The organism is Streptomyces sp. NPDC001492, assembly GCF_053597275.1.
Window position 1 is genome coordinate 48,575 of the sequence record NZ_JBSFHW010000030.1, and the last position, 20,318, is coordinate 68,892.

Genomic DNA, 20,318 nt, shown 5'->3' on the forward strand with positions numbered 1-20,318 from the left:
CAGAATGGTCGAACGATTTTCCGGCAAAGAAACACGTCGTTGCCCCAGTTGTGCGGCCGCAGTGAGCGGACTTGGGCGACTGCGTTCAATGTGTGGTCGTTCTGTACCCCACCGTCGTTGACGCTCTGCTGTCACAGTTGAGCTGTCCGTGTTCATACGACACGAGGAGTACGCATGTACGCGCGCGCAGTCGCCGCCTTCGCCACCGCGCTCCTGGGGACCGCCGGCCTCCTGCTGCCCGGCTCCGCCGCGCGGGCCGGCGACGTCGACGAACGACCGCTGGTCATCGGGCACCGGGGGGCGTCCGCCTACGCGCCCGAGAACACCCTGGCCTCCATCGACAAGGCGGCCCGGCTGGGCATCCCCTGGGTGGAGAACGATGTCCAGCGCACCAAGGACGGCGAGCTCGTCGTCATCCACGACGACAGCCTGCAGCGCACGACCGACGTCGAGGAGGTCTTCCCCTGCCGCACGTCCTGGGAGGTGAAGGACTTCACCGCGGCCGAGATCGCACGCCTCGATGCGGGGAGCTGGTTCGGCCGCCGGTATGCGGGGGCGCGCGTGCCGACGCTGGACGAGTACATGCGCCGGGTCGAGCACAACCACCAGAAGCTGCTGCTGGAGATCAAGAATCCCGAGCTGTATCCGGGCATCGAACAGCAGACCCTCAAGGTGCTCGGCAACGACGGCTGGCTCGACCGGCAGCACCTGGCCGACCGGCTCGTCGTACAGAGCTTCAGCGTGGACAGCCTGCGGATCGTCCACGACCTGAAACCGGCGGTCAGGACGAGCTTCCTCGGTACCCCGCACGTCTCGGACCTGCCCGCCTACGCGCGCTTCACCGACGGGATCAATCCCTCGTTCGGCTCCATCTCGATGGCTTACGTCGCCGCCGTGCACGCGTTCACGGGGCCGCACGGCAAGCCGCTCGACGTCTTCACATGGACGGTGAACGACGCGGACACCGCCCGGCAGGTCACCCGGTACGGCGTGGACGGCATCATCACCAACGAGCCCGACGTGGTCCGGGCCGCGCTGCAGGCGCCCTGAGCCCCGTTCCCCGGGCGTTGTCAGTGGCGGGTCGTACGGTGGGCGCATGGACAGCGATGGGCAGTACGAACAGCAGGTCGTGTGGGCGGTGGTCGGTACCGGGATCGGTCCGCTCCTGCTGGCCGCGACCCGCGAGGGCCTGGTCAACGTCGTGTTCCACGCCACGGACGCGGTGCGCGACAGGGCGCTCGAGCGGCTGGCGTCCCGGCTGAGCAGCGAGCCCGTCGAGGCACCCGACTCGCCCCTGCTGGCCGAGGCGATACGGCAGGTCGAGGCGTACTTCGCGGGCGAGCGGCGCGACTTCGAGCTGCCGCTGGACTGGTCGCTGATCTCGGGCTTCAACCGGCAGGTCCTGCGCGAGCTGGCCTCAGGGGTGCCGTACGGCGCGGTCGTGGGCTACGGCGACCTGGCCGGGCGGGTGGGGCAGCCGGGCGCGGCCCAGGCGGTGGGGGTGGCGATGGGGTCCAATCCGCTGCCGGTCGTCGTGCCCTGTCACCGGGTGGTGGAGAGCGACGGGGGCATCGGCGGGTTCGGGGGCGGCCTTGAGACCAAGCGCAAGCTGCTCGCACTGGAGGGGGTACTGCCCGAGCCCCTGTTCTGAGACCCGGGCCCCCTGCGCCCAGCCGCAGCCGGTCCGCCCGGTCGCCCGGTCGCCCGGTCGCCCGGCTAGTCGTAGTGCCGGGCCTCGAAGACGTTTCCGTCCGGGTCGCGGAAGTAGAAGCTGCGCCTGGCCTGTCCGCGGGCGCCGTAGGCGTCGTAGGAGAACTCCGAGACGGGGACGGCGTGTTCCTCGAGGCGGCTGTGCAGGGCGTCGAAGTCGTCGCCGGGCAGGGCCAGGCAGACGTGGTTGACGGGATGGCCCGCGCTGTCGGCGGCGCCGGGGAGCATCTTCATGTGCTCCGCCATGGAGTGGGGCATGAGGTCGAGGATGGTCTCGTCGTTGAGCCGTACTGAGGGGAACGACGCCTTCCCCGCGGAGAACTCGGTGATCCTCAGGGCGCGCAGCCCGACCGCCTTCTCGTAGAAGTCGGCCGCGGCGACAGGGTCGTGTACCCACAGGACGACATGGTCGAGACGTGCCGTGTTGTCCGTCATGTTCCTCAGGCTGGTACCGCCTCCCCCGGAGCCGCAAGGGTGTGACCGGAGCCCATCGTCGCGGGACTACGCCTTGCTCCCCCACGCCGAGATCATCGGGGCCGTGGCCAGGTCCATGCCGCCGGCCTCGATGTTCGCCAGATGGCGGTCGATGTCCTCGTTCGTGGCGAGGTCCGCGGCGACGAGGCTGTCGCGGATCTGGCGGATCGTGGCCGATTCGAGGGCGGCGCAGGCCGGGGAGGCGAGCGGGAAGTACGCATCGGCCTCGACGCCGTGCAGTCCGGCCTCGCGGAGCAGGCGCGGCAGGCGGCGGCCGTAGGAGAGGTCGGCGCCACGCTCGGCGAGCAGCCGGCGGAATCCGTGCCGCAGACGGTTGGCGAGTTGCTGCTCAGGGCCGTGCTCGTCGGGGCAGACCAGGGGCTGCAGGGCGGGGTCCGCATCCTCGATCAGGAGCCGGCCGCCGGGCCGCAGGGCCTTGATCATCGAACGCAACGCCCGTTCGCGGTCCGGCACATGGACGAGGACGAGCCGGGCGTGCACCAGGTCGAAGCCCTCGCCGGGCGGTTCCTCGGCGCCCACGTCGTGGACGCGCACGTCCACCGGCGGGCGGGCAACCGAGGCGAGCAGCGAGGTGTCGATGTCGGTGGCGACGACCTGTCCGGCAGGGCCGACCTTCTCTGCCAGCCAGGACACCACGGAGGTGCCGCCCGCCCCGACCTCCCAGCAGCGCCATCCGGAGCCGATGCCGAGCCTTCCGAGGTGCCGGAAGGTGGTGGGGTCGAAGAGGCCGGCGAAGGCGTCGAAGCGCTCTGCCGCCTCGGTCTGCCGGTTGTCGAGGAGATAGCCGTCGGATCGCTTCATGAGGCGATCCTCCCAGGTGCCCCCTTGCCGCAAGCTGTTGACGAGTCACCCGCGGCGAGCTGGGCAGACGTTCTGTCGGCAAGCACTTCGTCCACAGGCGGGAACCAACCGGAATGCCCCGTTCCCACAGGCTCACCCACCCCTTACGCAGACCTGGCACACTGGCGCGCCAAGGCACTGACAGGCGGCTCACCACGGGGGCGGACCGCGAACCGCACAGCGAGCCCGGGGATCCACGCGAGGAGATCCAGATGTCCATGGCAGGGAATCTGCGCAAGGTCACCCACCTCAGTGGGGTCGGCGGCCTGCGCAAGGTGGCACGGCTGGCCAGGCGGCGGCCACGCGTCGACCTGAGTCACCCGGCCCGGTCCCCGCTCGGTTCTTCAGTGGTGAACTGCGTGACGTACCGCGACGGTGCTCGGGTGCCCGGGGGCAGTGATCTGGTCGACGCGGTGGAGCGGGTGCGGAAACACGGCGACGGGTTCGTGTGGCTGGGGCTGCACGAACCGACGGACCAGGAGTTCGCGGGCATCGCCGAGCTCTTCGATCTGCATCCGCTGGCGGTCGAGGACGCCGTCGAGGCCCATCAGCGCCCGAAGCTGGAGCGGTACGGCGAGACGCTCTTCGCAGTGTTCAAGACGGTCTGCTACGTCGAGCACGAGGAGTTGACGGCGACCAGCGAGGTGGTGAACACCGGCGAGATCATGGTGTTCGTCGGCGGGGACTTCGTGATCACGGTCCGGCACGGGATGCATGGTTCGCTGGGCCCGCTGCGCGAGGAGCTGGAGGCCGACCCGCAGCAGCTCGCGAAGGGGCCGGCCGCGGTGCTGCATGCGATCGCGGACCATGTGGTCGACGACTATCTGCTCGTCACCGATTCGGTGCAGGCGGACATCGACCAGGTGGAGATGGATGTCTTCGCGGAGAACGGCGCGCGGGCCGACCCCGGCCGGATCTACCAGCTCAAGCGTGAACTCCTCGAGCTGAAGCGGGCGGTGGTACCTCTCGGCCGCCCCGTCGAGGACCTGGCGACCCGGCCGATCCGGGTGGTCGACCCGGAGATACAGGCCTACTTCAGGGACGTCCTCGACCATCTCATGCGGGCGAAGGAGCAGATCGCCTCCTTCGACGAACTGCTCAACTCGATCCTGCAGGCCCATCTCGCGCAGGTCACGGTCGCGCAGAACGAGGACATGCGGAAGATCACGGCCTGGGCCGCGGTGATCGCCGTACCGACGATGGTCTGCGGTGTGTACGGCATGAACTTCGATCACATGCCGGAGCTGCACTGGAGGTTCGGATACCCCCTGGTCATAGGTGTGATGGCGGTCGCGTGCCTGGCGTTGTACCGCGGGTTCAGGCGCAGCGGCTGGCTGTGAGGCGCTCCGCCGGGCGGGTCAGCGTGTGGTGCTCCGCGCGTACACGCCGTGGGCGAAGTCGGCGATCTGCTCCTCCGTCAGGTGCCGGGCCACGTCGGCCTCGCTGATCATGCCGACCAGCCGCTTGTTCTCGATGACGGGGAGCCGGCGGATCTGGTGGTCCTGCATCTCGCGGAGCACGTCACCCACGTCGGCGTTCGCGTCGATCCAGCGGGGGGTGCCGTGGGCCATCTCGCCGGCGGTGACCTTGGCCGGGTCGTGGCCCATGGCCACGCAGCCGACGACGATGTCGCGGTCGGTGAGGATGCCGCAGAGCCGCTCGTTCTGGTCGCTGATGGGCAGGGCGCCGACGTTCAGTTCGCGCATCAGCTGGGCCGCGCGGTCCAGTGTCTCGTGGGCGGGGATCCACTGGGCGCCACGGTGCATGATGTCTCCGGCGGTGGTCATGGAGTACCTCCCGGTGCCGGACGGCCGGCGCGGTGCGGGGACGCACCGCTAGTCCCGGCGCCCTACATTCTCGCCGCGCGGCCCGGCACCTGCACCCGGAACTCCGGGGTGGCGGAGGGCCGTGCAGCGCCGTCCCGGGGACCTCAGGCCGAGAAGCCCACGATCTTCCGCGGGACGATACGGATGATCACGCGGACCTCGTCGTCCTTCTCACCGGGCGGGTCGATGCCGAGGTACTTGTGCGAGAGCTCGTACGGGAGCTGCTTGCCCTCGTCGGGGAGGATCTCGGCGGTGCCGCGGATCTCGACCGAGGTGTAGGGGTCGGCGAGGTCGAAGACCGAGAGGCTGATGCGGGGGTCGCGGCGGAGGTTGCGCACCTTCTGGCGTCCGTCGGTGGAGGAGAAGAGCACGGTGTCGCCCTCGCGCTTGATCCAGACCACCGAGTTCTGCGGGGCGCCGTCGGGGCCGAGGGTGGCGACGCTGGCGAAGTTCTTGCCGTCGAGCAGGGTGCGGACGGAGTCGGCGAAGGGGACGGGATCGTTCGAGGAGGTCGTCATGGGACCACAGTAACTATATGCGCGTGCATATAAAAGGGGTGTGCCGATCAGCCCCGCCACGCGGGATGGCGCGGGTCGTCGGCCCGCACCAGGACGTCGGCCGTGCCGGCCGGGTCGGTCTCGTGCGCATAGCGCTCGAAAGCCGGGAGGGTCCAGTGGTCGGCCTCGGGGGTGCGGCGACGGAGGGCGCCGGGTGAGAGGAGGACATGGACGGTGAGGTCGAAGGGGAACCAGTGGCGCAGCAAGAGGGGGCCGTGCAGCAACAGGAAGCCGCCGGGCGGGAGTTGGGCGTAGGGAGTGCGGGTGGCGCGGTCGGTGACCGGGTCCCACAGGTCGGGCAGGACGCGGCCGTCGCCGCCGGGTTCGAGGGGGCCGAACACCTCGCGCCACAGGGCGCCGGTGTCCAGCCAGCCGTCGTAATAGGCGTCGACGTCGTGGTGGCCGTACTCGAGGCGGACGGAGGCGGGCCGCAGAAAGCCCTCCGCGCCGACGGTCAGCGAGGGGCGGCCGCGTACCCGCAGGGCCTCGGCGACACGTTCGGCGAGGTCTCCCGGGCGGGCTGCCGGGGCTCCGTCGAAGGCGATACGGGGCCGGGGGCTGCCGTCCGCGGGCTTGAGGTCGAGCAGGCGCTCGGCCAGGAGGTCGCCGAGCCGGTCCCAGGTGATCGCTTCGAGTCGCACACGGCCCATGATGCGTCAGCCGTCGGCCGGGATGCGTCTCGCGCCGGCGGGAGGGGGCAGGGGGCGCGATTTCGCGGTAGTCCGCAGTGCCCTCGGGGGAAGGAAACACGTATGGCACGTCTTGCAACCCCTGCGCCCCGCACCGGGATTGTCGTCTTCCAGCCGGTCAAGAGACGGCACTGCGGGGAGTGCCATGCGGGGCCGTTGCCGCTGCTCGTGCTGGAGGAGGGGGCACCTCGCTGCCTCGACTGTGCCGACCTCGGGCATCTGGTGTTCCTGCCGCGCGGCGACACCGCGCTGACCCGGCGGTCGCGGGAGGAGAGTGCGCTGTCGGCGGTCGTGGTGCGCTTCAACCGGCGCAAGTCGCGGTACGAGCGGCAGGGCGTCCTGGTCGAGGAGGCGGGGCTCGCCCGGGCCGAGGAGCGGTGCCTGGCGGACGCGGAGGCGCGGCGCCGCCGCCGGGTGCGGGACGCCCGGCGGCGGATCGCGGAGGACCTGCGCTTCACGGAGGCGTTCGCGGCGGAGATACGACGGCTGTTTCCCGGGTGCCCCGCGGAGCGGGCCCGGGCGATCGCGGCGCATGCCTCGGTGCGGGGCAGCGGGCGGGTGGGCCGCAGCGCGGCCGGGCGGGCGCTGTCCGAGGAGGCGGTGGTCTCGGCGGTCGCGGCGTCCGTACGGCACATGGACACGCCGTACGACCAGCTGCTGATGAGCGGAGTACCGCGGCACGAGGCTCGGCGGCGGATCAGGGCGGCGGTGGAGACGGTGCTGCGGGGGTGGCGCTCGGAAGAGGCGGCGGCCGGTTGACGTCCGGGCGGGTGCCGCCGGCGAGGGGCGGGATCGGTCGGCGAGAGCGCGGGGCGCTGGACGCATGCGTATGCGACCGCGCTCTTCGGCCATGGTCACTGTGCTCGTACGGGAATTCACTTGTGGTGACGGGGGGTGCCGGGGAAGATCTCGGCTCTACGCGGGAGTTGACGACATGATCGATGGACCGTATCTCTGGCTGACGGTGCTGGGGGTGCTCGGGACCGGTCTGGTGGCCGGGGTTTTCTGCGGCTTCTCGACATTCGTGATGAGGGGGCTCGCCGCGCTGCCGCCCGCGCAGGGTGTGGCCGCGATGAACGCGATCAACGTGACCGCGGTGATGCCGGCGTTCATGCTGGTGTTCGTGGGGTCGGCGGTGCTGTGCGCGGTGCTCGCCGTGGTGACGTTCGTGCTGTGGCCGGACGACGGGAGGGTGGAGTTGCTGGTGGGCAGCGCGCTGTATCTGTTCGGCTCGTTCGGGGTGACCATGGTCGCGAACGTGCCGCGCAACGACACGCTGGCCAGGCTGGACCCGGGCACCCCGGAAGCCGCCGCGTACTGGCCGTCGTACATACGCGAGTGGACGTTCTGGAATCACGTGCGGATGGTCGCCTCGGCCGGTTCGGCGGTGGCGTATGTGCTGGCGCTGACCTGAGAGAGGCGAGGCGGAAAGCGCTGTCCCTCCCCTCTGCGCACGGGGCCCGGGAGTCGTATCGTGGCCGAAAGAGTGCCGCCCGATGACGCACGGCTCGTCGTACGCGTAGGCAAGGAAGACGGCCATGGCCGATCCCAAGGGATTCATGACCACGCCCCGCCAGGACTGGCCCCGCCGCCCGGTCGCGGAACGGGTCCAGGACTGGGACGAGGTCTATGTCCCCGGGGCGCTGCTGCCCATCATCAACAAACAGGCCGACCGGTGCATGGACTGCGGCATACCGTTCTGCCACGACGCCTGTCCGCTCGGGAATCTGATACCGGAGTGGAACGACCTGGTCAGCCGGGACGACTGGCGGCAGGCGGCCGACCGGCTGCATGCCACCAACAACTTCCCCGAGTTCACCGGGCGGTTGTGTCCCGCGCCGTGCGAGGCGGGGTGTGTGCTGGCCATCAACCAGCCCGCGGTCACGATCAAGAACGTCGAGGTCGCCATCGCGGACCGGGCCTGGGAGCTGGGGTTCGCGCCGCCGCGGCCGCCGGACCGGCTGTCCGGGCGGACCGTCGCGGTGATCGGGTCCGGGCCGACCGGGCTGGCCGCGGCCCAGCAGCTGACCCGGGCCGGGCACACGGTCGCCGTGTACGAGAAGGACGACCGGCTCGGCGGGCTGATGCGGTACGGCATTCCCGAGTTCAAGATGGAGAAGCACCATCTGGACCGGCGGCTGGAGCAGATGCGCGCCGAGGGAACCAAGTTCCGTACGTCGACGGCGGTCGGGCGGGACGTCGCAGCGGCGGAGCTGCGGGCCCGGTACGACGCCGTGGTGATCGCGACGGGGGCTACCGCCTGGCGTGAACTGCCCATTCCCGGGCGGGAGTTGGCCGGGATACAGCAGGCGATGGAGTACCTGCCGCTGGCCAACCGGGTGTGCGCAGGGGACCTGGAGAACTCCCCGATGTCCGCCGCCGGGAAGCACGTGGTCATCGTCGGCGGCGGTGACACCGGCGCGGACTGTCTGGGGACCGCGGTGCGTGAAAGGGCCGCGTCCGTCACGCAGTTGGACATCTACGCCCAGCCCGGCGCCGCGCGCGACGAGGACACCGAGCCCTGGCCGACGTACCCGAAGCTCTACCGGCTGTCGGCCGCCCACGAGGAGGCCCGGGACCTGGAGACGGCGCCGGCGGCGGACGCGGACGCGCGGCTGTTCGCGGCGTCCACGCTCCGCTTCACCGGCGACGAGAGCGGGCATGTGCGGTCGCTGCACCTGGTCGAGGTGGACGCAGCCCGGCGTCCACGGCCCGGCACCGGGCGGACGCTCCCCGCCGACCTCGTGCTGCTCGCGCTCGGTTTCTCGGGACCCGACCGGGAGGACGGGCTCGTCGACCAGCTCGGGCTGGCGATGGAGCCCCGCGGGACGATCACCCGGGACGCGGGGTTCGCGACGAACGTGTCCGGTGTGTTCGCGGCCGGGGACGCCGCACGGGGGCAGTCGCTGATCGTGTGGGCGATCGCGGAGGGGCGGGCGGTGGCGGCGGCCGTCGACCGCTATCTGACGGGGAGTTCGCGGCTGCCGGCGCCCATCGGGCCGTACGACCGCCCGATGACGGTGTAGAAACCCTCGGCCCGTCTAACGGCGCCGCTCGTCCGTCCCCGCCACCTTGGCCGTCGACAGCGCCACCCGGTTCCAGGTGTTGATCGTGAGGATCAGGGCGAGGACATGGGCCAGTTCGTGCTCGTCGAACTGGGCTGCGGCCTGCGCGTAGACCTCGTCCGGGACGCCGCCGTCGGCCACCAGCGTCACCGCCTCGGTCAGGGCGAGAGCGGCCTGTTCCCGCTCGGTGAAGAAGTGGCGGGCCTCGCGCCAGACGGCGACCATGTGCAGCCGGTCCTCGCTCTCGCCGGCCTTGCGGGCGTCGCCCGTGTGCATGTGCAGGCAGTACGCGCAGTGGTTGAGGTGCGAGGCGCGGATCTGGATCAGTTCGACGAGGGCCGGGTCGAGCCCCTCGCGGGCGGCGGCGTCGAAGCCGATGAGCGCGCGGAAGACCTTCGGAGCGGACTTCGCGAAGTCGAGGCGGCCCGTGGTGATGTGCGTCGTGTTCGTCGTCATGTGCTTCAACCTACGCGGCGGAAAGACCCGCGCTAGGGTGCATTTCCATGGCGAAAGCATGGGTCAATTCCGCTGAGCGGATCGGGGCCGACCTGCATCTGGAGCTGGCGGGGGCGGGTGGGCGGCGGGCCGCGCTGATCGGGGCGCTGCGCGAGGCCGTGCGGGAGGGGCGGCTCGCTCCCGGAACCCGGCTGCCGCCGTACCGCTCGCTCGCCGCCGACCTCGGCGTCGCCCGCAACACGGTGGCCGACGCGTACGCGGAGCTGGTGGCGGAGGGCTGGCTGAGTGCCCGGCAGGGCTCCGGCACCCAGGTGGCAGACCGTGCCGCACCTCTGCGGCCCGCCGGGCGGTCGCCCGGAAAGACGCCGCCACGCGCGCGTGCCCCTCGCCACGATCTGCGCCAGGGCACCCCGGACGCGTCCGCGTTCCCGCGTGCGGCCTGGCTGGCGTCCTACCGGCGGGCCCTGCAGCAGGCGCCCAACGAGGTGTTCGGCCCCGGGGATCCGGCCGGGCGGATCGAGCTCAGAGAGGCGCTCACGGAGTATCTGGCACGCGCGCGTGGAGTGCGCACCGAGCCGGACCGGATCGTGATCTGCTCCGGTTTCGCGCACGGGCTGCGGCTGCTCTTCGGCGGCCGGGACCGGGTCCTTGCCGGACCGCTGGCCGTGGAGGCGTACGGGCTGCCGTTCCACCGGGAGCTGCTGGGGGCCGCGGGCGTGCGGACCGTACCGCTGCCCCTGGACCAACAGGGCGCACGCGTGGACCGGCTGGCGCGGGAGCGGGCCGTTCTGCTCACGCCCGCGCACCAGTTCCCCACCGGAGGGCCGTTGCACGCGGAGCGCAGGGCCGCGGTGGTGGACTGGGCACGCGCGCGAGGCGGCGTGGTGGTGGAGGACGACTACGACGGGGAGTTCCGTTACGACCGCAGGCCCGTCGGGGCGGTCCAGGGGCTCGACCCCGAGCGGGTGATCCTGCTCGGCTCGGTCAGCAAGAGCCTGTCGCCGGCCGTGCGGCTGGGCTGGATGGTGCTGCCCGGGCGGTACGTGGACGGTGTGCTCGCGGCCAAGGGCGAGCGCGAGGCCTGGGCGAGCGTCCTCGACCAGCTGAGCCTCGCCGACTTCATCGGCTGCGGCTCGTACGACCGTCATGTGCGGCGCATGCGGCAGCGGTACCGCAGCCGGCGCGACCGCCTCGTCGCGGCGCTCGCCACGCACGCGCCGCACATCGAGGTCACCGGGGTCGCGGCGGGCCTGCACGCGGTGCTGCGGCTGCCGCCCGGCACCGAACGGTCCGCCGTCAAGGCCGCCGCCTGGCAGGGCGTCGCCCTGGACGGACTGGCCGAATTCCGTCACCCGGCAGCGGACATGACGGCCCAGGACGGTCTGGTCGTGGGGTACGCGACGCCCTCCGAGCATGCCTACGGGGCGGCGTTGGAGGCACTGTGCGGGGTGCTGCCGCCGGAGGCGGACAAGCCGCGTCCCGCCTCCGGATGAGCCGCCGCCCCCGCGGAGGTCAGGGCTTGCGTCCCACCGCCCCGTACCCCGGAATCACCCCGTCGTCCCGACCCGGAACCGGCTCCCCCAGCTCGGGATGCCACGGCTGCGGCACCTCGACACCCGGGCTCGATGAGGTCCAGGCCGTCGAAGAAGCGGGCGAACTCCGCGCGGGAGCGCAGTGCCAGGGTGACGCCTGCGGCATTGAGGGGCGAGGACGAGCATGCTGCGGTCCTCCCCCACTGCCTTAAGGGCGTGGGCGGTACCCCCACTCGTCCACCGGGTAGTTGTCCTTGCCGCCGAGGTACCAGTCGTACATCCGGGCGGGATGCGGCTTGCTGGTGTCGATCTCAACCGTTAATTGATGATCCATCAGTTCACAATCGGAGCTTTGTCCATCTTCAAGGCCGGAAGTCGATCAAGTGTCCGAGCAGGTGCCGGACCAACGCGTCACGACAGCAGGAAGTCCGCCTCCCCCGCCTTGGCGCCCTCGATGAACGCCGTCATCTCGTCGGTGGTGTAGATCAGCGCCGGCCCGTCCGGGTCGGTGGACTGGCGGACGGCGATCCGGCCGTCCGCCAGCTTCATCGCCTCCAGGCAGTTGCCCCCGTTGCCGCCGCTCCACGGCTTGAGCCAGCCCTCGCTGCCCAACTCCCGCGCGGGCATGCCGTTGTAGACGCGCCCCCGCGCCTTGATGCGATCCATTCACAGCTCCTTGCGGAGATCCTCGAGGATCTCCTTCGTGCGATGTGCCGTAGCGGCCTGCGCCGCCATGCGGTCCATGACCTCGAGGTGGGTCGCCACCTCGGCACGCGCGTCGAGATAGACGGCACCGGTCAGGTACTCGCTGTAGACCATGTCCGGCAGTTCTGACATGGCAAATCGGAACAGCACGAAGGGCCCGTACGTACCGGGGTGCGGGCCGCCCGCGAAGGGCGCGACCTGCACGGTCACGTGGGGCAGCTTCGTGGCCTCGAGCAGTCTGTCGATCTGGGCACGCATCACCTCCGGGCCACCGACCGGGCGGCGCAGCGCGGTCTCGTCCAGGACGGCCCAGAAGCGGGGCGCGTCCTGACGGGTGAGCAGTTCCTGGCGTTGTATGCGCAGGGCGACATGGCGCTCGATGTCCTCGGGGCTGGTCTGGCCGATCGCACCCGAGCGCAGGACTCCGCGGGCGTAGTCCTCGGTCTGCAGCAGACCGGGGACGAAGTGGGGGTCGTAGGAGCGGATGAGGCTCGCGGCACCCTCGAGGCTGACGTACATGGAGAACCAGCCGGGCAGGATGTCGTGGAACCGCTGCCACCAGCCGGGCCGGTTGGCCTCCTCGGCCAGCCGCACGAAGTCCTCGGCCTCCTCGTCCGAGACGCCGTAGGACTTCAGGAGCAGCTGGAGGTAGGGGATTTTGAGGGCGACCTCGGCCATCTCCATGCGGCGGACGGTGGCGGGGGCGACCCGGAGGATGCGGGCGGCCTCCTCGCGCTTGAGGCCGGCGTGCTCCCGCAGGTCCAACAGGCGGCGGCCGAGGACGACTTGACCGACCGTCGGCGCGGACCGCGGTTCGCTCACCCTCCACCTCCCGTGGCCGCTGAGAGTCCAAAAAAGCATGCTCACAGCCATACGGCGCCATTCGAAGACCTATTCGAAGATCTGTACGGTTTCGTACGGATCTCCGTCGATCCCAACTGGCGCCGTCTGACGTGCTGTTGCGAGCAGTGTGCCACGGCCTTCCACACCGTCACAGGCACTCTGCAATTTTCAGAGTGACACTTGCCAAGTGTTCACGCCGGGGCGATAGTGGCAAGCGTGATTCCGTCCGCACCCTTAGGAACAGACGCCGCCGAAGGCCGCCCCCACAGCCTCGGTGCACGCCACGAGGGGGCCCCTGCCGAGCGCCGGTTCAGCTTCGAGCTGGCCGCGCATCCGGCTTCTCCCGCGCAGGCCAGACGCCTGACGAGGGCCCGGCTGAACGTCTGGACGGTGTGCGAGGACATCTGCGACACCGCGGCTCTTGTCGTCTCCGAGCTGGTCACCAACGCCCTCGTGCACACGGCGAGCAGCCGTATCGTCTGCGAGCTGCACGACGGCGACGAACTGGTGCGCATAGCCGTGCGTGACGAGGGCTGCTCCCCGGGCGCGCCCCGTGCGTCGCGGGCGCGGCCCGAGGAGGAGCACGGGAGGGGGTTGCTCCTCATCGACGCGCTGTGCGACGCATGGGGCGCCCATGAGCACGGTCCGGGGCTGCTCGTCTGGGCGGAGCTGCCGCGCAGGGCCGCCACCGCACGCCATGACTGCGGGCCCTGCACCCAGGTGAAGGGGCCGTACAACGACCTGGGCTGGGGAGCCCGCCCCAAGCCGGGCCCGGCCGGTGGTTCGGGTGACGAGGACGACGCGGCCGCACCGCACGGCGGGGACGCACACCACGGGCGGCACGGGACGGGGGCCGCATGGCGGTGAGCGCTGCGTCCGGCGGCCGGGTGCTGAGCCTGGACACGCTGGTCCGCCTCGGGCGCGGAGTGCGCACGCCGGACAGGTCCCGGCGACTGCCCGTGCCGGACGGCATGACGGCCCCGATGGGCTGCGACGCGGTGGAGGTGCCCGCCCGCTTCGGTCCCCTGGTGCTGTCCCGGCTGCCGCGCGTCGGGTGTGTGTACGCCGACGCGGCGCACTGGTGGTGGCTCGTCCCGTCCGACTCCGACTACGCACTTCAGTGGCCGACGCCCGCGCAGTACGCCGCCGGGGCGCTAGTTCCGGACGCCCCGGCGGTCCCCGACCTCATCCACCGGCCGGCCGGCACCCTCCCCTACACCCCGCCGATCCCTCTGTACCTGGCGCTGTGCCGGGTGACGGGGACGACTCCGACGTGGTCACGGCCGGCCGTCGCATGACCTTCGTGGTTGCGTAAACATCGCACGGCGCAGGGCGTACGCCCGCGCGCTCGGCCCGCCGTGCCACGCGCTCTCCCCCGGCGGGTCCGGTCCCGCGATAGTGGCCGTTCGTCGACGTGGATCGGGGGAGGCCGACGGTGGCGGAATCACAGGGTTCGGGCAAGCGGGCGAAGAAGCGCGACGAGGGCCCGCCCGAGGTCTCCGAGTCGGAACAGCTGCTCTTCGGCGGGCCGTTGCGCTACGACCTGGGCTGGAACCAGCACCGGGACGCGTTCCTGGAGCTGAACTTCCGGGCCATGGTGACGCGGCTGCCGGCCCTGCTGGGCTCCAGCTTCCGGCTCGCCTGGCAGGCCGACCGGCAGGCGGCACGGATCGTGCTGGCGGCCGAGGCGGGCCGGGGCGTGGCCCAGGCGGTGGGCCTGCTCGCCATGAACAGCGTCCTGGGGCGGCTGATCACCGGCGGCGCGATCGGGGACCGGCTGCGCGACGCCGTACCGGTGCTGGCCGCGATGGCCGCCGTGGCCCTGCTCGGGGCGCTGCTGCGGGGTGCGTCGACGTATGCGACCGGGCGCCTGGAGCCCAAGGTGGAGCGGGTCGCGACCGAGCTGTATCTGGAGCGGGCGGCGGCCGTGGAGCTGGCCGCGATCGAGGACCACGCCTTCCACAAGCTGCTGGACACCGCGCAGTACGGCGCCGGTTCGGCGCGGCGGATGATCTCGTACTCCACGCGCGTGGTGAGCGCGCTGATCTCGCTGATCGCGGCGGCCGGCGTGCTGACCGTGCTGCACCCCGTCCTGCTTCCGCTGCTGGCGACGATGACGCTGCCGACGGCGTGGAGCGCGCTGACGAACGCCCGGCGGCGCTACGAGTCCTGGCACACCTGGGTGCAGCACGCCCGGGCCGGCTATCTGCTCAGCGGCCTGCTCACCGAACCGGCCGCGGCGCCCGAGATCCGGGTGCACGGGGTCGGGCCCTTCCTGCTGCGGCACTACCGCGCCATGGCGGAGACGGCGGAGGCCGAGCAGGCGCGGCTGGCCCGGCTTGCGGCGCGCACCGGCGTGATCGCGTCGGCCTGGACGGGCCTCGCGAGCGTGGCGACGTACGCGACGCTCGCCGGGCTGCTGCTCGCCGGGGCGATGGCACTGTCCGTGGCCGGTACGGCGGTGATCGCGATCCGCACGGGCTCGTCGAGCCTGGACAACCTGGTGGTGGCGGTCAACTCGCTCCACGAGGACGCCTTGTTCGTGGGCGATCTGCAGAAGCTGTACGTCGAGGCGGCCGAGCGGGCGATCCCGGTGGGCGGCGACCCGCTGCCCGAGGACCCGAGGGAGATCCGCTTCGAGAACGTCACGTTCAGCTACCCGGGCGAGTCCGCCCGCCCCGCCCTCGACGACGTCACGCTCAGCCTCCCGCTGGGCCGGATCGTGGCGCTGGTCGGCGAGAACGGCTCCGGCAAGACCACCCTGGTCAAGCTGCTCGCGGGCCTGTACAAGCCGGACGGCGGACGGATCCTGTGGGACGGCGTCGACGCGGCGACCGCGGACCGGCACCAGCTCGCCGAGCGGGTCGCGATGGTGGCCCAGGACTTCAAGCGCTGGCCGTTCACGGCCCGGGTCAACGTGGCCATCGGCCGCTCCTCGGTGCCCCTGACCGAGGAGCGCATGACCACGTCGCTCGCGGAGGCCGGCGCGGAGGACGTGGTGGCCGATCTGCCGCGCGGCCTGGACACCCTGCTGGCCCGGCAGTTCAACGGCGGCCACGAGCTGTCCGGCGGCCAGTGGCAGCGGCTCGGCGTGGCACGGGCCGCCTACCGCCGCGGCCGGATCCTGGTCGTGGACGAACCGACGGCCGCCCTGGACGCGCGGGCCGAGCTGGAGGTCTTCGAGAAGATCCGCGCCCTGGCCTCGGCCGGGCAGACCGTCGTGCTGATCACCCACCGGCTGGCGTCGGTGCGCCACGCGGACCTGGTGCACGTCCTCGACCAGGGCCGGCTGGCGGAGTCCGGAACCCCGGACGAGCTGCTGGCGAGCGGCGGTATCTACGCGGAGCTGTACTCGCTCCAGGCCGAGCAGTACTCGGCGCCGGTACCGAAGGCCGGTTGAGCCGGCGCCGCTGCGGAGCGGTCAGGCGACCGCGTCGGCGGTCGCCTCGCCGCGGACCACTACGAGAAACGTGTCCGTAGCCAAATCCATGACGACCTCGGCGGCCAGCCCCTCCAGGCGCCGCGCATGCGCGAACTCCTCGGCCGGCCACGATCCCCGCGGCCCGCCCGCGGGAAAGCGTTCGAGCACTGTTCGCCCGTTCACCATCCTGCACCTCCAGAAAGCGTTGTACTTGTAGGAGTTAACGCCCTCCAGGGGCTGAACGCCTCGCTCAGTTGCCGGACTGAGACGTAGTTGACACTCGTTCACCGCGGAGTGTGAGGATCCGGTCACTTAGTGAAGATCCCAGCCACACATCGACTACTTTCTGTTTCATTCCTCGTACTTGTCGTAACGCCTCATTGCATACAACACCGGGAGCTCGACCAGGCCGCGGGCGCGCAGCGAGCGGCGCCACCGCGGGGTTCTCGTCCGTGAGCGTGAGTTCGGGGAAACGCTCCAGGAGGTCGGGGAAGCGGGCGGGGTCGCGGTCGGCGGCGGACGGGGACACCCAGACCGTCTCGCCGGCGGGGATCGTGACACCGCGACCGGGGGGCGGGTCAGGTCCGCGCGAAGGGCGGGTGCCCGGGGTGCTGCAGCAGGGCGAGGACGGCGTTGCCGATGAGCTGCACCGTGTTCTCGTAGCCGGCGAAGAGGATGAGGAAGGCGAGGGACATCAGCTCGTCCTCGCTGAGCCGGTCGCCCTCGTGCGCACGGCGGTCAGATCGGAGAGCAGGTCGTCGGCGGGCTCGCCGCGCTTGTCCGCCAGGAGCCGGATGAAGCAGGCGAGCATCGCCACCACCGCCTCCTCGGCGGCCTCGGGCCCGGCGTCCGGAGCCGGGGCGACGAGGGTGTCGGTCCAGACCCGGAAGTCGAGGCGGCGCTGCTCCGGGATGCCGAGCAGATCGCAGATGACGGTGACCGGCAGGGGCGCGGCGTAGGCGGCGATCAGGTCTGCGGTGCCGTGCGGGCCGAGCGCGTCGAGGAGCCGGTCGGCGGTGCGGCGGATCGGCGTACGGAGCTGCTCGACGCGCCGTGCGGTGAAGGCGCGGCCGACCAGGCGACGGACGCGGGTGTGGTCGGGCGGGTCCATGGTGAGCAGGTTGGCGTCGAGCGCCGGCAGCAGCGAGAACCCCTTGTAGGCCCCGGCGGTGGCGTGCCGTTTGTCCAGCGAGAGCCGCGGGTCGGCGAGGGCGGCGCGTACGTCCTCGTAGCGGGTGACGAGCCAGACGGGGGTGCCGTCCGGTCCGGCGATCCGGTGCACGGGCGCGGTCTCGCGCAGCCGCCGGTAGACGTCGTAGGGATGGTCGAGGAGGCCGTCGGCGGGGCCCAGGGGAGCAGCGTAGGGCGCGGCCGGCTCACGGATTGGGGGCCGACTGCGTTATCCCCTGGGCGAGTTGACCCACGACATGGAAGACGCCCTGGCCGAAGGTGGTCGGGGCGATCAGCACGCCGAAGGTCAGGGCGAGAGCCACGGTCAGCCATGCGTCGGAACGGGTGCGGGCCAGCGGCTTGCGCCGTGCCCGCAGGAAGATGACGACAGCGAGCAGCACCGCCACATCGATCGTGAGCTCCACCGGCCGGCCTCCCGTCAGACGAGTACGTCCCGTACGTCCCGGCCTTCCTGTGTAGCGTGAAACCACTTGGCGTGACTTCCCGATCACCCGCGGTTGGCGGCAAAACGCTTCTCCTGGGCCGATTTTCAGGTCTTGTAATCCTGGATCCGGCGGCCATGGCCGCGGTCGAGCAGCGCGGGCAGCCGCTCCCCCAACTCCCGTACGACCGACGGGACATCGAGGGTGAGCAGCTCCCGGTCACGCATCAGTACCCGCCCGTCGACGATGGTCGTCCGTACGTCGCAGGAGCGGGCGCTGTGCACGAGGGTGGCGGCGAGGTCGTGGACCGGCTGGGTGTGCGGGCCGGTGAGGTCGACGAGGACGATGTCCGCGCGCCGGCCGGGGGCGAGGGTGCCGAGGGTGTGACCGAGGCCGACCGCCCGGGCGCTCTGCAGGGTTGCGTGATGGAGGGCCTGACGGGCTGTCAGCCAGCGTGGGTCGCCGGTGGTCTGCTTCTGGATGAGGGCGGTGAGCGCCATCGACTCCCACACGTCGAGGGAGTTGTTGGAGGCGGCGCCGTCCGTGGCCAGGCCGACGGGGACCCCGATGTCGTACAGGGCGCGGATCGGGGTGGTGGTGGGCCAGGCGAACTTGAGGTAGCCGCGGGGCGCGGTGGCGACGGCCACGCGGCCGTTGGCGCCTCGGAGCACGGGCAGGTCGCGCTCGGTGATACCGGTTCCGTGGGCGATGAGGACGTCGGCGTCGAGGATGCCGGTGCGCTCGAGGACCTCGATGGGGGTGACGCCGTGGCGTTCGAGGCTGACGTCGGTCTGGTCGCGGTTCTCGGCGGCGTGGATGTGGACGGGCAGGCCGTGTGCGCGGGCGAGTTCGGCGGTGGCGGTGAGGTCCGCGTCGTCGACGGTGTAGGGCGCGTGCGGGGCGAGCGCGGTGGTGATGCGGCCGTCGGCGCCGCCCCGGTGTCGTAGCGCGAACTCCAGGGACTTCTCCCGGCCTTGGGGGCCCTGGGAGGAGAAGTACGCCTCTCCCAGATGGGCCCGGATCCCGCACTCCTCGACGACGGTGGCGACCACGTCCATGGTGAAGTAGTGGTCGGCGAAGCAGGTGACGCCGCCGCGGATCATCTCGGCGCAGGCGAGCCTCGCCCCCAGCTCCACGTCCTTCTCGGTGAGGTTGGACTCGACGGGCCAGACGACGTCGTTGAACCACTCCTCGGTGGGCAGGTCCTCGGCGACCCCGCGCAGCGCGACCATCGGCGCGTGCGTGTGGCAGTTGATCAGGCCGGGCATGGCGACCTGGCCGCGCCCGTCGATGCGCTCGGCCGCGGCGAGGTGCTCGACCGCGGAGGCGGCCGTCACCGCCTCGACGACCCCGTCCCGTACGACGACGGCGGCGTCCTCCTCGAACCCGACCCGTTCCCGGTCGTCGTGCACGAGGACGGTGCAGCCGGTGATGACGAGGTCGGCGGGAGATTCGGTCATCCCGCCAACGTACGACGCCGTCGTCGGCCGGCGTGAGCCGATCCGCGCATCCTGTCCCGCCCGGTCGCGGAAACGGCCGGTCTCGGGGACCCTGTCCTCACCACAGCTCGCCGCACGGCTTCTGGAAGGGGCCCGGCATGCTCCTCGGCACCTGGAACCTGGAGAACCTCTACCGGCCCGGCGGCCCCTTCGGGCCCAAGGACAAGGCCGCCTACGAGACGAAGCTCGCCTCCCTCGCCGCCGTGATCACGGAGCTCGACCCCGCACTGCTCGGCGTGCAGGAGGTCGGCGAGCCGGAGGCGCTGGACGACCTGGTGGGCATGCTGGACGGCGACTGGCATGTCGCGCTGTCCGGGCATCCCGACGGCCGGGGCATCCGGGTCGGCTTCCTCAGCCGTACGGCGGTGGAGGTGGTCGCCGACACGAACGCGTTCCCGGAGAAGCTGCGGCCCGTGCAGGAGGACGACTCCGGTGCGCAGGTGTCGGCGGCGGGGCGCGGCTTCCTGGCGGTCGAGGTCGCGACGGACTTCGGACCGCTGCGGGTGGCCGTGGCCCACCTCAAGTCGAAGCTGCTCACCTATCCCGGGAACCGTTTCTTCCCCCATGACGAGGGCGAACGGGCCCGCTACGGCGCCTATGCCCTCTACCGGCGCGCCGCCGAGGCGGCGACCCTGCGGGCGCTGGCGGACACCCTGCTGGCCGGGGACGGACGTGAACGGGACGTCGCCGTGCTGGGCGACCTGAACGACGAGGTGCAGGCCGCGACCACGCAGATCCTGCTCGGCCCGCCCGGCTCCGAGATCGGCACACCGGGCTACGGCCATCCCGACCAGGGCGATGCGCAACGGCTGTGGGACGTGGCCCCGCTGATCCCCGCAGAGCAGCGCTACTCCCGCATCAACTCCGGGCGCCGCGAACTGATCGACCACATTCTGGTCAGCCATCGTCTGGTCCTGCGGGTGACGGCGGCGGGGACGGGCCTGCCGGGCGACGGGACGCTGCGGCTGCCGTCGGTGGGGCCGGATCCGGCGGACCGACGGGGAAGGCCCGGCTCGGACCATGCGCCGGTGTGGGTGCGGGTGGGGCAGTGAGTGCCCCTGTCCGTG

22 protein-coding genes and 3 pseudogenes are annotated in these 20,318 nt (G+C 71.5%); 11 read left to right on the plus strand and 14 right to left on the minus strand.

Annotation, left to right across the window (positions count from 1 at the left end):
- Window positions 1-174: 174 nt before the first annotated feature.
- Both ACWC1K_RS32395 and ACWC1K_RS32400 read left to right on the plus strand, forming a co-directional pair.
- On the plus strand, window positions 175-1,050 hold the full coding sequence (locus ACWC1K_RS32395) for a glycerophosphodiester phosphodiesterase (protein ID WP_450836497.1): 876 nt from the start codon (window positions 175-177) through the stop codon (window positions 1,048-1,050).
- Window positions 1,051-1,096: 46 nt separating this feature from the next.
- Window positions 1,097-1,651 (plus strand): methylated-DNA--[protein]-cysteine S-methyltransferase, encoded by a 555-nt coding sequence (locus ACWC1K_RS32400; protein WP_450836498.1) that lies wholly within the window; start codon window positions 1,097-1,099, stop codon window positions 1,649-1,651.
- A 65-nt stretch (window positions 1,652-1,716) separates the two neighbouring features.
- Here the strand turns inward: ACWC1K_RS32400 and ACWC1K_RS32405 are convergent, their stop codons facing one another.
- A complete protein-coding gene (locus tag ACWC1K_RS32405; protein ID WP_450836499.1) occupies window positions 1,717-2,145 on the minus strand; it encodes a VOC family protein in 429 nt (142 codons plus the stop codon).
- A 66-nt stretch (window positions 2,146-2,211) separates the two neighbouring features.
- The gene (locus ACWC1K_RS32410) at window positions 2,212-3,006 is read right to left on the minus strand and encodes a methyltransferase (RefSeq protein ID WP_450836500.1); all 795 of its coding nucleotides are present in this window, start codon (window positions 3,004-3,006) and stop codon (window positions 2,212-2,214) included.
- Window positions 3,007-3,257: 251 nt separating this feature from the next.
- Between ACWC1K_RS32410 and ACWC1K_RS32415 the strand changes: the two genes are divergently transcribed.
- Window positions 3,258-4,385, plus strand: a complete 1,128-nt coding sequence (locus ACWC1K_RS32415; RefSeq protein WP_450836501.1) for a magnesium and cobalt transport protein CorA — start codon at window positions 3,258-3,260, stop codon at window positions 4,383-4,385.
- A gap of 18 nt (window positions 4,386-4,403) precedes the next feature.
- On the opposite strand, the gene ACWC1K_RS32420 is transcribed toward ACWC1K_RS32415, so the two are convergent.
- From ACWC1K_RS32420 to ACWC1K_RS32430, 3 genes are all read right to left on the minus strand, one after another.
- Window positions 4,404-4,832, minus strand: coding sequence for a CBS domain-containing protein (locus ACWC1K_RS32420; RefSeq protein ID WP_450836502.1), 429 nt, complete (start codon window positions 4,830-4,832; stop codon window positions 4,404-4,406).
- Window positions 4,833-4,975: 143 nt separating this feature from the next.
- A complete protein-coding gene (locus ACWC1K_RS32425) occupies window positions 4,976-5,389 on the minus strand; it encodes a PPOX class F420-dependent oxidoreductase (RefSeq protein ID WP_450836503.1) in 414 nt (137 codons plus the stop codon).
- A 47-nt stretch (window positions 5,390-5,436) separates the two neighbouring features.
- Complete coding sequence (locus tag ACWC1K_RS32430) at window positions 5,437-6,078, minus strand: uridine kinase (protein ID WP_450836504.1); 642 nt, start codon at window positions 6,076-6,078, stop codon at window positions 5,437-5,439.
- Between the two features lie 102 nt (window positions 6,079-6,180).
- Between ACWC1K_RS32430 and ACWC1K_RS32435 the strand changes: the two genes are divergently transcribed.
- From ACWC1K_RS32435 to ACWC1K_RS32445, 3 genes are all read left to right on the plus strand, one after another.
- A complete protein-coding gene (locus tag ACWC1K_RS32435) occupies window positions 6,181-6,876 on the plus strand; it encodes a DUF2293 domain-containing protein (protein ID WP_450836505.1) in 696 nt (231 codons plus the stop codon).
- A 175-nt stretch (window positions 6,877-7,051) separates the two neighbouring features.
- Entirely contained in the window at window positions 7,052-7,531 is a 480-nt protein-coding gene (locus ACWC1K_RS32440; RefSeq protein ID WP_450836506.1) for an anthrone oxygenase family protein, read from the plus strand.
- 124 nt (window positions 7,532-7,655) lie between these two features.
- Window positions 7,656-9,143 (plus strand): glutamate synthase subunit beta, encoded by a 1,488-nt coding sequence (locus ACWC1K_RS32445; protein WP_450836507.1) that lies wholly within the window; start codon window positions 7,656-7,658, stop codon window positions 9,141-9,143.
- Between the two features lie 15 nt (window positions 9,144-9,158).
- On the opposite strand, the gene ACWC1K_RS32450 is transcribed toward ACWC1K_RS32445, so the two are convergent.
- The gene (locus ACWC1K_RS32450; protein ID WP_450836508.1) at window positions 9,159-9,638 is read right to left on the minus strand and encodes a carboxymuconolactone decarboxylase family protein; all 480 of its coding nucleotides are present in this window, start codon (window positions 9,636-9,638) and stop codon (window positions 9,159-9,161) included.
- A 47-nt stretch (window positions 9,639-9,685) separates the two neighbouring features.
- On the opposite strand from ACWC1K_RS32450, the gene pdxR reads away from it, so the two are divergent.
- A complete protein-coding gene (gene pdxR / locus ACWC1K_RS32455; RefSeq protein WP_450836509.1) occupies window positions 9,686-11,131 on the plus strand; it encodes a MocR-like pyridoxine biosynthesis transcription factor PdxR in 1,446 nt (481 codons plus the stop codon).
- Window positions 11,132-11,150: 19 nt separating this feature from the next.
- Here pdxR and ACWC1K_RS32460 read toward each other — a convergent pair.
- From ACWC1K_RS32460 to ACWC1K_RS32475, 4 genes and pseudogenes are all read right to left on the minus strand, one after another.
- A pseudogene (locus ACWC1K_RS32460) lies at window positions 11,151-11,340 on the minus strand (SAM-dependent methyltransferase); the annotation flags it as partial.
- A gap of 62 nt (window positions 11,341-11,402) precedes the next feature.
- Window positions 11,403-11,504, minus strand: a pseudogene (locus ACWC1K_RS32465) (SAM-dependent methyltransferase); the annotation flags it as partial.
- Between the two features lie 77 nt (window positions 11,505-11,581).
- Complete coding sequence (locus ACWC1K_RS32470; protein WP_351469421.1) at window positions 11,582-11,836, minus strand: DUF397 domain-containing protein; 255 nt, start codon at window positions 11,834-11,836, stop codon at window positions 11,582-11,584.
- Entirely contained in the window at window positions 11,837-12,697 is an 861-nt protein-coding gene (locus ACWC1K_RS32475) for a helix-turn-helix domain-containing protein (protein ID WP_450836510.1), read from the minus strand.
- Between the two features lie 228 nt (window positions 12,698-12,925).
- Between ACWC1K_RS32475 and ACWC1K_RS32480 the strand changes: the two genes are divergently transcribed.
- From ACWC1K_RS32480 to ACWC1K_RS32490, 3 genes are all read left to right on the plus strand, one after another.
- Complete coding sequence (locus ACWC1K_RS32480; RefSeq protein ID WP_450836511.1) at window positions 12,926-13,585, plus strand: ATP-binding protein; 660 nt, start codon at window positions 12,926-12,928, stop codon at window positions 13,583-13,585.
- Window positions 13,576-14,016 (plus strand): hypothetical protein, encoded by a 441-nt coding sequence (locus ACWC1K_RS32485; RefSeq protein WP_450836512.1) that lies wholly within the window; start codon window positions 13,576-13,578, stop codon window positions 14,014-14,016. Before ACWC1K_RS32480 ends, ACWC1K_RS32485 begins: the two co-directional genes overlap by 10 nt.
- A gap of 296 nt (window positions 14,017-14,312) precedes the next feature.
- Window positions 14,313-16,118, plus strand: coding sequence for an ABC transporter ATP-binding protein (locus ACWC1K_RS32490; RefSeq protein ID WP_450836558.1), 1,806 nt, complete (start codon window positions 14,313-14,315; stop codon window positions 16,116-16,118).
- Window positions 16,119-16,139: 21 nt separating this feature from the next.
- Here ACWC1K_RS32490 and ACWC1K_RS32495 read toward each other — a convergent pair whose 3' ends face one another.
- The 4 genes and pseudogenes from ACWC1K_RS32495 to ACWC1K_RS32510 form a co-directional block, all read right to left on the minus strand.
- On the minus strand, window positions 16,140-16,325 hold the full coding sequence (locus ACWC1K_RS32495) for a hypothetical protein (RefSeq protein WP_351469433.1): 186 nt from the start codon (window positions 16,323-16,325) through the stop codon (window positions 16,140-16,142).
- Between the two features lie 165 nt (window positions 16,326-16,490).
- Window positions 16,491-17,490, minus strand: a pseudogene (locus tag ACWC1K_RS32500) (cytochrome P450).
- A 25-nt stretch (window positions 17,491-17,515) separates the two neighbouring features.
- Window positions 17,516-17,734, minus strand: a complete 219-nt coding sequence (locus ACWC1K_RS32505) for a hypothetical protein (protein WP_450836513.1) — start codon at window positions 17,732-17,734, stop codon at window positions 17,516-17,518.
- A 125-nt stretch (window positions 17,735-17,859) separates the two neighbouring features.
- Entirely contained in the window at window positions 17,860-19,212 is a 1,353-nt protein-coding gene (locus ACWC1K_RS32510) for an amidohydrolase (protein ID WP_450836514.1), read from the minus strand.
- 137 nt (window positions 19,213-19,349) lie between these two features.
- Here ACWC1K_RS32510 and ACWC1K_RS32515 point away from each other — a divergent pair, with 137 nt between their 5' ends.
- Entirely contained in the window at window positions 19,350-20,303 is a 954-nt protein-coding gene (locus ACWC1K_RS32515) for an endonuclease/exonuclease/phosphatase family protein (RefSeq protein ID WP_450836515.1), read from the plus strand.
- Window positions 20,304-20,318: the final 15 nt, after the last annotated feature.